The sequence below is a fragment of the Moraxella sp. CTOTU47915 genome, assembly GCF_031986685.1.
Classification (GTDB): Bacteria; Pseudomonadota; Gammaproteobacteria; order Pseudomonadales; family Moraxellaceae; genus Faucicola; species Faucicola tetraodonis.
The window spans coordinates 42,871-56,064 of the sequence record NZ_DAMAAE010000013.1; the positions used below are offsets into that span (position 1 = coordinate 42,871).

Consider the following 13,194-nt stretch of genomic DNA (forward strand, 5'->3'; position numbering starts at 1 on the left):
GCTTGCTAATTGTTTTGTTTTTTTTGACAGCGTGCCAGCCTCAGCGGGATTTAAAGCTTGAAGCACCGCCTGCAGACGCTCACAGCGTCAAAGTCATCACCCCTGACTGGGCGGTGGCTTCGACACTCACCGCCCTAGGCTATCCACCGATTGCCACAGGCGATACCAAAAGCTACCGTGAATGGGTGGGCACGCCCGCACTACCAAGTGATATCATCGATATTGGGGAGCGATTCACCCCAAACTTTGAACGGCTTGCCCAACTCACCTCATCTTCTAACAATATTGTGATTATTGATAATGATTTTTATGCCCATCTAAGACCTGCTTACGGCAACACCCCCCATAAGTCGGTAAGTTTTATGTCAAAAAACGCGATAGCGACTTGGCAGGACTATGCTGAACCGACTCTTCAACTGGGTGAAATTATTCATCAGCCGCAACGCGCCCAGCAATTTTTAACCCAGTCAAAAAAACAGCTTGGCAAGCTTGGTGCGACATTTCGCCAAAAGTATCCCCACATCAAAAAAATTGCGGTGGTGCAGTTTGCCGATAGCAATAATTTGCGGATTTATACCAACAATAGCCTATTTCGACCGACATTTGAGGTGATGGGGTTAAATTTGATTACACTTGAAGATCAGATGGGTAAAGGCAATCTTTGGGGATTTAATTCGCTGGCATTGGGTGATTTGGCAAAACTTGATGATGATACCTGTTTGGTAGTGGTTGAGCCGTTTAGTCCTATGCTACGTCAAGAATTAGCCAAAAATTTGCTGTGGCAGCGGCTAGGCTATGGCGCAAGGGCTAAAAATAGTCGCTGTATGGCAGTATTACCGCCGATTTGGCTGTATGGCGGTGTGTCTTCTATGGTGGTATTTGGCGAGCGATTAAATCAGGCTCATTGGTTAGGGGGCAAGGCGAATGGGTAATAAAACTAGGCTTCAACATAACCAGCGAGATAATCAGCGAATTACCAAGCCCTTGAATGCCCCTGCCTGTTGGCTTTTTAGTGGCTTATTATCGCTGGTTTTAATAACCACGGCTTTGGTTGTTAAAACCACTTGGCATGATTCATTGGGATTATTATTTGCCCGTTCACAGTCGCTAACCTTAGTGCAAATGGTGGCGCAGTTACAAATTTTGCCGACTATGTTAGTGGCGATATTTGCCGGGGGACTACTGGGCGTAGTCAGTGTCTTGCTACAGCAATTGGTCAAAAATACCCTTGCTTCAGATAGTACCCTTGCGGTAGGGACAGGGGCACAATTGGCTTTATTAATTGTGACGCTGTTTTTTCCCAGTTTTGGCTTGTATGGTAGCTTTTGGGTGGCATTTATTGGCGCATTGCTGAGTATGGGCTTGGTGTTTGCAATTGCTGCCAACAGCCGTATGAATCCTGTGGTGCTCATTTTGGGTGGTTTGGTGGTCAATATTTTGTTTTCTGCTATTTCCTCACTGTTGATGATTTTTTTCTCAGAAAGGGTTATGGGGGTCATGGCATGGGAAAGCGGTAACTTAACCCAAACCAGTTGGCAAAATAGCCAGTTTTTTGTGCTAATAAGCTTAATCCTGCCCGTTATCTTGTTATTTTTGGTCAAACCTTTAACCATCATGAGCCTTGATGAACGCCAAGCCAAAGCCTTGGGAGTGCCTGTGGCTGCTGTGCGTATGCTGGTAGTAACCCTTGTTGCAGTAGTCACTGCAAGCGTGGTAAGCCGCGTGGGCGTCTTAAGTTTTGTCGGCTTGGCTGCGGCAAGTGTCGTTAATGTAGTAGCGATTCGCCCGATTGGGCAACGCTTAATGGCAGGATTTGCCTTTGGGGCGATGTTGTTGTGGCTCACTAATAACATTGTGATGCTGCTGTCACCCTGGTTTAAACCATTACTTAATATTACGCTGCCTGTGGGGTCGATCACAGGGATATTAGGTGCCGGGTTGATTATTTGGTTGGTCATTCGACAAAGTAAACAGCCCATGATTGCCGAACAAAGCCCTAGTCTTTTGGTCGGCAAACGCCGATATTTTGGTGGCGGTTTTTGGGTGGTTGCGGTCGGGTTGTTGCTGCTTGTGACGGTAGGTGTATTACATATTTCCCCTGATGCGATGGGCAGTTTTGGGTGGCATACCGAGGCAAGTTTTATCGAGAGTTTTCGCCTGCCGCGTACCTTATCGGCAATGGCAACAGGTCTGATGCTGGCTACCGCAGGGGTGCTATTACAAAACTTGACGCGCAATCCGATGGCAAGTCCTGAAGTGATGGGCATCAGTTCAGGTGCAGCATTGGGGGTGGTATTGGTGTTCGTGCTTAGTCCAGTGATATCAGGCACACTGGGACTGGCAACCGATTCTGTTTGGGCATTGGGATTGCCGTTATTGGGCGGACTGTTAGGTGCGGCTTTGGTGTTACTGTTGGTTTTATGGCTTGCGCGTCGGCTATCCTCAAGCTATTTGTTGCTCGTGGGTGTGGCGATTTCTGCATTGATGGGTGGTATTTTAACTTTAATCAAACTGTCAGGCGACCCTCGCTTACAAGCGATGCTCAATTGGCTATCGGGTACAACATATCATGCTTATCCTGTGACAGCGTGGGCATTGATGGTCATTGGTGCAGTGTTATTTTTGCTCAGTTTTTTGCTACTAAAGCCGCTTAGGGTGATTAGCCTAGATGAAACAATGGCTCGCAGTTTGGGCGTATCAGTAAAACGTAGCGAAATACTGATTTTTAGTCTTGTAGCAGTGTTAAGCACTGTTTCGACATTGGCGGTTGGACCGCTAAGTTTTATTGGATTAATGACGCCGCATTTAGCCAAGACACTTGGGGCGGTGCAGTTACCTCACCAATTAGCCTTATCAGCGCTACTGGGCGCAGGATTGATGTTGATTGCTGATTGGGTGGGACGTTATGCGATTTTTCCCTATGAAATACCTGCGGGCACAATCGCTTCCATCGTAGGCGGTTTATATTTTTTATGGTTGATGAAAGGTATGAAAAATTAAACAGATAACTTCTTTGGTTGCGCTATCATTATTTATTGTAAATAAAAATAATAATTGTTATCATTCGCAAAAATGTTTTATCTATTGTCCTTTGAGTGATTGAATATGCGTTTATCCCTATTATCTTTAGCCGTGCGTTCGGCTTTGGCAGCAAGTACGATTGGCTTATTATCAACCACGGCGATGGCAGAAGAAGCAAATACCACGGATGCCGCCACAGAAACCCTACTCGATGAAATCGTGGTGACTGCAAGTGCGGATGCATCAAAAACTGGTTTGCCGCCCGCCTATCAAGGTGGGCAAGTCGCCACAGGTAGCCGTATCGGTATTTTGGGTAATAAATCGACCATGGAAACGCCTTTTTCGACCACGGCCTATACCAATGACTTTATTTTAAATAAACAAGCGGATTCTGTTGGCGATATCCTAAAAAAAGACTCAACGGTGCGTGTGGCGCGTGGCTTTGGTAATTTTCAAGAAGCTTATCTGATTCGCGGATTTGTCACCAACTCTGACGATACCATGATGAACGGCTTATACGGCATTATGCCCCGTCAATCTATCGCAAGCGAGCTATTTGAGCGGGTCGAAGTACAACGTGGCGCGAGTACCTTCCTAAATGGCATGGCACCCGGGGGAAGTAATAAAGGGGGCACAGTGAATTTGCTGCCAAAGCGAGCCACTCAAACGCCGATTCGTAAAGTCACTATCAGCAGCGAAAATGCCGAAAACGGTAAAATTGCCCTAGACGTGGGACAACGGTTTGGCGCAAATCAAGCGTACGGTGTGCGTGCCAATGTCGCCTATCAAGACGGCGGTACAGCAGTCGATGATGAAAAAGCCAAATTGGGTTTGGTCGGTTTGGGCTTAGATTATCGCCAAGATAACATGCGGTTATCGGCAGATTTGGGCTATCAAAATAACGAACTGCAAAAAACACGCACCAATGTCACCTTGTCAGGTTTGACCCGTGTACCCAATGCCGCTGATGCCAAAAGCAACTGGTCGCAACCGTGGAGTTATTCAAATGAAAAAGATGTGTTTGGCACATTACGGGCTGAATATGACCTTAGCCCAAATTTGACTGCCTATGGCGCGTATGGCTTTCGTCATGGCGAAGAAGAGAACTCGCTCGCTAACTTGATGGTCACCAATTTAAATGGCGATGGCACCACCTACCGCTTTGACAATGCCCGTGAGGATGACATTAACACAGGCGAAATCGGTATCCGTGGCAAACTGACCTCAGGCAAAATCAACCATAACTGGGTAGTGTCTGGCAATATCTATAAAGCACAGATAAAAGCACCTTATCAATTTGATTGGCAAAACACGCTGACGACCAATTTATATCACCCAACCTCGTACGCCAAACCCAGCTGGTCAGCGGCGGCGTTGGCAGGTGGCGATATCGACCATCCTACCAAGACAGGCGAAACCACGCTCACCAGTGTGGCATTGGCAGACACCCTAGCCTTCATGGATGATAAACTTCAAGTGACCTTGGGGGCAAGACACCAAACCATTGAAGATGAAAGTTTTGACCCCACCACCCAAGCCAGTAATGGCAAATATAAAGAAAGTAAAACCACGCCTGCGTTTGCCCTATTATATCGCCCTAGCAATGAATGGTCAGTCTTTGCTAACTATATGCAAAGCCTTAGCAAAGGCGAAACTGCCCCTCTCACCACCACCATCGATGGCGTAACAACTGAGCTGACCAATGCAGATCAAGCCATGTCACCGTACGTCACCAAACAAAGCGAAATCGGCGTGAAATACGACCGCGGCGTTATCGGCGCAGGTCTCACTGCTTTTCAAACCAACAAGCCGCGTTATACTACCGTTGATACCACCTTTGAAGCGCACGGCAAAAACCAACATAAAGGCGTTGAGCTCAATGTATATGGACAACCCACCGCCAATATGCGAGTGCTAGGCGGCGTGACCTTCCTTGATACCCAACAAAAAAACACCGGTAGCGATGCCACTGAAGGGAAGCAAGTCATCGGTGCGGCAAAAAACCTGTTGAATCTAGGGCTGGAATATGACTTACCCCAAGTAGACGGCTTAACCTTGACAGGCGATGTCATCCATACCGGCAAACGTTACGCCAATGATGCCAACACCCTAACAGTCGATGGCTACACCACTGTGGATTTGGGCGCAAGATATAAAACCCAACTTGCCGGTAAAGCAGTCACGCTCAAAGGGGTGATTGCTAACGTCACCGATAAAGACTACTGGTCATCGGTGGGCGGTTATGAAAATACGGCAGGTGACAATGGTGCAGGCTATCTTACCTTAGGTGAGCCACGCACATTGAAGCTGTCAGCGACCTTTGATTTTTAATTTGACACATTGTTATCGTTTGCCATCGGATAAAGCTTGCTTTGTCCGATTTTTATTTGAGACTGGCTAAAAAATAAAAGCTAAACAGGAAATACATGTTCCCTACTACCATGCCCCTTATGACCCTCATCTGGCAACAGCACCGTATTGCCTTTATCAAAGTCATCTTGCTCAATCTGCTTAATGCCTTGGTGAATGTCGCTATTATCGCCTTTATTAACCGTTTTTTAATCGCAGCAGTCGGCACTGATAATAACCTCTTAGGCAGTTGGCAAATATTAGCGGTGTTTTTGGTAGCGATTATGGGTTTATTAGCGACAACGTTTATGTCACAGCTTGCCTTGACTAAGTTAGGGCATCGCTTTGTATTTGAATTACGTTCGCAACTGATAAAACGTATCTTAGACACTTCAATCGCCCAAGTTGAAAAAATCGGTAGTGCCAAGCTGTTAGCCAGCTTAACTACCGATGTGCAGTCGATTACCGTGGCGTTTGTACGCTTACCTGAGCTGGTGCAAGGGGTGATTATCTGCACAGCGACTGCGGTTTATTTGGGGTTTTTATCTCTGCCAATGCTGCTTGTGGTCATGGGGTGTATTACGCTGACCATTTTTATCAGTAGTAAACTCGTGGGTCATGTGTATGCCCATTTAGCTACATTACGAGAGATCAATGATGCACTGTATCAAGATTATCAAGCGGTGATTGATGGACGAAAAGAACTTGCCTTAAATCGTGAACGTGCCAAACGTCTATTTACCAGTGACTATCAACGCCATGCAAGCGACTATTTCAACCATATTGTCAAAGCCGATACTTTTCATCTATCAGCCGTAAGCTGGTCAAATATTATGATGTTTGCCGTAATTGGGGTGATTTATGCCCTAGCCAATATTTATCATTGGGTAGATACCGCCACCGCTACTACGTTTGCCCTCACCGTATTATTTATCCAGTCGCCTCTACTGATGGCGATTGGGGCATTTCCCACCGTGCAAACGGCTAAAGTTGCCTTGGAAAAAATACAATCATTACAGCTTGCTGACTATAGCCCCGATTTTGATACCCAAATTCTAACCCCAAATTGGCAAGTCATTACTTTTAAAAATATAAATTATCACTATGACAATAGCGCAAGTTTTGGCTTAAAACATATCAACTTCACGTTAAAACGGGGCGAAGTGGTGTTCTTAATTGGCGCCAATGGTAGCGGAAAATCGACACTTGCCAAGCTCATCACAGGGTTATATCAGCCTAAATTTGCGGAAAACACCGGTATTTTTATCGATAATCAGCCTGTCGCCTCAGAACATTACCCCCATTATCGCCAGTTATTTTCAGCGATTTATAGCGATTTTTATCTGTTTAAAACTGTGATGGGAAGCGCGCAAAATACGCCCAATGCTGAGTTAATCGACAAATGGCTTGATATCTTAGCCATCAAAGAAAAAGTCAGCGTCACCGATAACCAACTGAGCGCCACCGAACTTTCGCAGGGGCAGCGCAAACGCCTTGCCATGCTGCTTGCTGTCGCCGAAGAAAAATCTATTTTACTGCTTGATGAATGGGCTGCCGACCAAGACCCTGCCTATCGCCGTGTGTTTTATCACCACATTATTCCCATGTTGCAAAAAATGGGCAAAACGCTGTTTATTATCAGTCATGATGACAGCTATTTTGAAAAGGCCGATAGATTGTTGATGATGAAAAATGGTGAACTCAGTGAGCTGACCGGTTTGCAACGCGAAAAAGCCAGTTTAGATGCCATTAAAGTGATTGGCGAGCATTAAGAATCTATATGATATGCCCTAAAACCAGTTAAAGCGGATTAAATATAATTGCAAATGAGAATAATTATTGTTATTATTTTCATTAATTTTACCATACTGTAAATTTCTGTAATTATTTATTGTGGCGGGGTCACTTATGCGTTTATCTTTTTTATCAATAGCAATACGGGCTAGTTTAGCGGTGGGTATTAGCCATGTTTTTTCTAGTCAAGTGCTGGCAGACGTTGCAACCAATAGCGAAGATGCACCAGAAACCACATTAGATACCTTGGTCATTCGTAGTGATGCTTACCGCACCACCGCTACCAAGACCGCCCTCGACCCCGAAAAAACCCCCATGAGTTATTCTCGTATCGAGCAAGAGACATTGCAGCAACGCCAAGCAGACAGTGTGGCGAGTGCGCTGCGTTATGAGCCAGGTGTCAGTAGCGAAAGTCGTGGGACAGTTGGTATCTTTGATGAATATACCCTGCGTGGTTTTAAGAATTATTCCAACTTTTATGACGGGATGCGGCTGCCGTATGATGGAACTTGGAATTTAATGCCCCAAGTCGATGCCTATGCCACCGAAGCCGTGGAAGTACTCAAGGGACCTGCTTCGTCACTGTACGGCTATAATGAGCCGGGCGGCATGGTCAATCAAATCGCCAAAACCCCAAAAAACACCCCCGAAAACGAAATCAGACTACGCGCGGGCACCAATAATCTTAAAGAAATCGCCATTGACAGCACAGGTCCTATTAACGATACCACCAATTATCGCATGGTGGCATTAGCCCGTGAAAAAGACGGACAAATGCAAACGACCGAAGAAAAACGGGTGCTACTCAATCCCTCTATCGAATACAAACCGAGCAAAAATATCTCGGTGCTTGCCAATTTGTATTATCAAGATGACCCTAATCAAGTCCCTTCTACCCCACTGCCAAGCATTGGCACAGTATATAAAGCCAGTTATGGTAAGTTAGACGCGGATGCCTACGCCGGCGATAAATGGAATGATTTTAGTAAAAAAGTCTTTATGCCAAGCGAGACCATCAACTGGAAAATCAATGATTTGTTAACCTTTAAACATACCTTGCGTTACACCGATGCCGATGCCCAACAAAAAAACACCTATCATCAAGGCTTTAGCGAAGGTTCAGACAGCAAGCTTATACGCACCGCCTACACGACCGATGAAAAAATGACCAACTGGGCAACCGATAACCAATTGGCTTATAGTCTGATTACCGATAATACCTCACATAATTTATTATTGGGTGTGGACTATCAAAAAACTGACAGCACCGCTAAGTATGCAGACGCCATGTACAATGGCATACCCATCATCGATTTAAGCGATCCTGATTATAATTTATTTAGCAAAACTGCCCTTAGTTTGACAAGCTATCAACAAACCGATGATATTGAGCAAAGTCAATTCGGCGTTTATCTACAAGATGAAATGCAGTGGAACAAGCTTACTGTGGTCGCAGGGTTACGTCATGATGACTATAAAAGCACCACCAAAACCACTGCCACAGGTAGCAATGCAAAAACCACCGTCAACGAAGCCAAGCAAACATCCGGGCGATTGTCAGCCCTGTATCAACTTGACAATGGGTTTGCCCCCTATGTCAGCTACGCTCAGTCATTTCAACCATTATTAGGTGTCAACTATATTACAGGCGAAGCCTTTAAGCCCACCACCGCCAACCAAGTTGAAGTCGGCATAAAATACAACTCGCCAGATAAAGCCACCAAAGCCACGCTGTCTGCCTACGATATCACGCGCAAAAATGACAAGGTCACTGCCATCGACTGGACCAAACAAACCCAAACAGGTAAAACCACGTCAAAAGGTTTTGAAATTTCTGCCGATCATCGTTTCAACCATTGGTTAAATGTGGGTGTCGGCTATGGTTATGTCGATGCCGAAATCACCAAGGATGAGTTTAATCCGCAACTGGTCGGCAATACCCCGCAACAAATTGCCAAGCACAACGCCACACTGTGGGCAAGTATGAAACCCAACGCCAAAACCGCGGTGCAAGTGGGTGTGCGCCACATCGCTGGGATGCAGATTGATAGAGAAAACTCAGATACTTTGCCAAGCGTCACCTTGGTGGATTTGGCTGGTAATTATCAAATTAACCCCACGTTCGATGTGGGCTTAACGGTCAGTAACTTGTTTGACAAAACCTACGTGGGTAGTTGTTATGACCGCAACAATTGCTGGATGGGCGCAGAGCGACAAGCCAGTGTTAGCTTAACAGCGAAGTTTTAATCAGGTTCATAAATCTAAACAAAGGACTTGTTACCCCAAGTCCTTTCCTTATCGCCCTTTAACAAAAATTACCTTCTATGCACCCAGAAAATCTGACTTTATTTGATGACCCCGAAATTGCCGACATCATCGATCACATCAACGAAGACCACGGCGATGATATGAAGCACATGGCGTTAGGCTTGCTAAACTTAACCAAGGTTCAGCAAAAAACCTTAAAAAATGCGACCTTACGCCAAATCTATCAACAAGGCTTACTGTTGGATTTGCAATTTACGCAAAACGAGCCGCACTTAGACAATCAGCTTTTGGCATTTAGTGAGCCGACCCAAACCCTTGAAAAATTCAACGACCAATATGTCGCCTTATTGCAGCGCAGTGACCGCAAACAAGGTAAAAAAACCATTGACATCAAGCAGCGTCAATTTTATCTGCAAAGCGTGGAAGCGGTTAGTCACCATATGTATCGTTTGACAGTGCAAACAGATAGCGATTTATCCGATTTACCGGCAGGTTATGCGTTTTTGTTTGATGTCAAACTGCCCGACACCGACCTAAAAAAACACCCCCGCCCCTACCGCTATTATACGCTTCGCAAGGCATGGCAAACTGTGAATGAAAACGGTGAAACGCAAAACCTGGCTTGGATAGATATCTATTGTCATGGAGAAAAAAACGGCGAAATCAGTCTTGGCGAAACCTGGGTAAAATCGTTAAAAACAGGCGATGTTTTTACCAGTGAGCGAGAATTCCCCGAAAAAATCGACCATCTCGATGTTAATCAGCCACAGGGACAAAGTCTATTAATCGCTGATGAAACCTCACTACCGACCGTAGCCCGACTGTTAGAGCAGTGGCCAATGAGCGAGCAGACAATACCGCCGATTGTACTGACCTTTTTGCAAAGCCAGCTAGATTTGGCTTATTTAGAAGACGTTTTAACCCAGTATCCTGCAACGGTGTTGCCAATTGTGGCGAATGATAACCAACTGCCCCATACGCAGATTTTTACGACACTGCAAGATTTTTTACAACAACATCCTCGCCGAATTGACCACATCTGGGGTGGGCTTGAAGCGACAACAACGAAAAAACTGCGTTTGTTATTGGATGAGTTATTACAGTTAAGTCGGGATAATAGCGTACTTAAGGTGTATTGGCGAGCAAGCTAAGGGTTATCCAAGAATTGGGCAGACAATCAGATGCATACGTGAGTACTTGGTCGTAACAACTGGTTGTTTGCAGTGTCACTTGACGGTAGGCAGAGGGCAGTGAATTTTATTAACCCCTAACTATTCATCATTTTGTCACGCAACCTTTCTATGATATTTCACAAATTTATCAACGCTCTTATTTGAGCCTAATTTAGTGAGCGATCATGAACTATAAAACCCATCATTATAAAAACCATCATTATAAAAACCATCATTATAAGAATACGCAAATCAAGCGCATTTGCCTTACCACATCCATGATTGTAGCAAGCATGTCACTTGTTGCTTGTAATAACAATGATAATGATAGTAATGACCCTAAACCACAGCAAATCGCTACCAATACGAACCTTAACTTTACTATTCTTGAAACGTCAGATTTACATAATAATGTCATGAGTTATGATTATTACAAGTTGACAGAAGACAAAAGTTTTGGGCTTGAGCGAACCGCAACGCTTATCGATAACGCTCGTAGTGAATCTGCCAATAATATCTTGCTAGATAACGGTGATACCATTCAAGGTAGTGCTTTAGGTGACTATCAAGCAACGGTGAACCCTGTCAAATGCGACGAAACCTTGGGCATTTATAAGGTTATGAATGACCTAAAATACGATGCAGGTACGATTGGTAACCATGAATTTAACTATGGGTTGAACTATCTTAATCAAATTACAGGCAGTCAGTTTAACGTTGATGGCATAACCGCAAGTGCCAGTGCTTGTAAGGGACCAGACTTTCCCTTGGTTTTATCCAATGTCATTAGCGCTCGCAATAATCAGCCACTGTTTAAGCCTTATAAAATCATTACCAAAACCTTTACGGCAACCACACCAGAGGGTAAGACGGTTACCGTACCGCTAAAAATTGGTATCATTGGCTTTACCACACCCGGTATTATGCAATGGGACAAAAAATGGCTAGACGGTAAAGTCACCACCGCAGGTGCGAAAGAAATGGCAGAAAAATACGTGCCACAAATGAAAAATGAAGGTGCAGATGTCATTGTCGCCTTGTCACATGGTGGTATTGATACCTCACCATACAGCCCAACGATGGAAAACGCCAGTTGGCATCTATCACAAGTGGCAGGTATTGATGCGATTTTGATGGGACACACACATCAAGTATTTCCTGATGCTAGTAGCAAAGACACCCGCTTAGACCAGGCAGGCATTGATAAAGTTAATGGCTTATTAAACAACGTACCTGCGGTCATGCCAAGTTTTTGGGGTAAAGGGTTAGGCGTAATCAAACTGAATCTAACCTTTGATGGCAAAAAATGGGTGGTCAATAAAAACAATACCAAAGTGGAAGTGCGTACAATCCAAAATGCTGATAAAACTTTTGTAGCAGCCAACCCGCGAGTGGCTCAATTAATTCAGGCAGAACATAATGCCACTATTAATTATGTCAAAACCCCAATCGGTACATCCGATTTCTCAATGACTTCTTACTTTGCTGATGTGGGTGATGTGTCAGCGATTCAAGTGGTCAACCAAGCGCAAGCCAACTATATTAGCGATTATATTAACGCCAATTTGCCACAATATAAAGATATCCCTGTCTTATCGGTGAGTGCCCCATTTAAAAGCGGATTTGCAGGGGGTTCAGATTATACGGATGTCGCGCAAGGCAATATCGCCATTAACAATGCGGCTGATTTGTACCTGTATCCAAATACCGTGTTTGCAGTAAAAATACAAGGCAGTGATATCAAAAAATGGCTAGAGAATTCTGCCAAACGCTTTAATCAAATAAACCCAAGCCTTACTACGCCACAAGCGTTAATCAGCACTTTTCCTGGGTATAACTTTGATATGTTTACCTCACCCGATGTGCAATATGAAATTGATGTGACTAAACCTATCGGTAGCCGTATCCAAAACTTAACCTACAAAGGCAAGCCGATTGAAGACAACGCACCATTTATCATCGCAACCAATAACTATCGTGCATCAGGTCTAAAGGAGTACTACAGCATCAATAGTACCAATGTAGTTGAATCACCGGATGCCAATCGTGATGTGCTGATTAATTACATCAAAGCGGCTAAGAATTTATCATTAACCAATAATGGTAGCAGTCGTAGCTGGCGGTTTGTCAAAGTAAAAACAGCGGGTCCTGTAACCTTTAAATCGAGTGCAAACAAAATTGACTTTGCCCAAAAAGCAGGATTAACCAATATTAGCATCGTAAATAATGACGACGGTTCAAATAAAGGCTTGGCAGATTATGCGATAGATTTATCAAAATAATCGCCAAAAAACTTGTATTTTATTTATCGTTAAAAAGTGTGGTAGTTGCCACACTTTTTCTTTTTCTATTTTATTAAGCTTTAATTTAAAAGGTACGGCGGACAAGCTTTGACATGCCATCCTTCTTACGTTTATACCGGATTTTACGACACTTGTGTTTTGTTGTTTGGTTTTCATAAAGGTAGTGTCTTAGCGTGGTCTCCGACAATACCAAATATAAAACATATTGAGAAACTACAATGCAAAAAACCACCCCCCTTACAAGAGTAAGGGGGGTGTTTTGGAATAGGGAGCTGACGATGACCTAC

General features: G+C 44.3%; 7 protein-coding genes. All 7 read left to right on the forward strand.

Annotation, left to right across the window (positions count from 1 at the left end; translation table 11 throughout):
- Positions 1 to 23 precede the first annotated feature (23 nt).
- The 7 genes from RTL34_RS10030 (at position 24) to RTL34_RS10060 (ending at position 12,886) form a co-directional block, all read left to right on the forward strand.
- Entirely contained in the window at positions 24 to 932 is a 909-nt protein-coding gene (locus RTL34_RS10030) for an ABC transporter substrate-binding protein (protein ID WP_312116624.1), read from the forward strand.
- The gene (gene fhuB, locus RTL34_RS10035) at positions 925 to 3,000 is read left to right on the forward strand and encodes a Fe(3+)-hydroxamate ABC transporter permease FhuB (protein WP_312116626.1); all 2,076 of its coding nucleotides are present in this window, start codon (positions 925 to 927) and stop codon (positions 2,998 to 3,000) included. Before RTL34_RS10030 ends, fhuB begins: the two co-directional genes overlap by 8 nt.
- A gap of 105 nt (positions 3,001 to 3,105) precedes the next feature.
- On the forward strand, positions 3,106 to 5,352 hold the full coding sequence (locus RTL34_RS10040) for a TonB-dependent receptor (protein ID WP_312116628.1): 2,247 nt from the start codon (positions 3,106 to 3,108) through the stop codon (positions 5,350 to 5,352).
- A 95-nt stretch (positions 5,353 to 5,447) separates the two neighbouring features.
- Positions 5,448 to 7,142, forward strand: a complete 1,695-nt coding sequence (locus RTL34_RS10045) for a multidrug ABC transporter permease/ATP-binding protein (RefSeq protein ID WP_312116630.1) — start codon at positions 5,448 to 5,450, stop codon at positions 7,140 to 7,142.
- A gap of 136 nt (positions 7,143 to 7,278) precedes the next feature.
- Complete coding sequence (locus RTL34_RS10050; protein WP_312116632.1) at positions 7,279 to 9,411, forward strand: TonB-dependent siderophore receptor; 2,133 nt, start codon at positions 7,279 to 7,281, stop codon at positions 9,409 to 9,411.
- 77 nt (positions 9,412 to 9,488) lie between these two features.
- Positions 9,489 to 10,583: an SIP domain-containing protein gene (locus RTL34_RS10055; protein WP_312116635.1), complete on the forward strand. Its 1,095-nt coding sequence runs from the start codon at positions 9,489 to 9,491 to the stop codon at positions 10,581 to 10,583.
- 206 nt (positions 10,584 to 10,789) lie between these two features.
- Complete coding sequence (locus RTL34_RS10060) at positions 10,790 to 12,886, forward strand: bifunctional 2',3'-cyclic-nucleotide 2'-phosphodiesterase/3'-nucleotidase (protein ID WP_312116637.1); 2,097 nt, start codon at positions 10,790 to 10,792, stop codon at positions 12,884 to 12,886.
- Positions 12,887 to 13,194 lie beyond the last annotated feature (308 nt).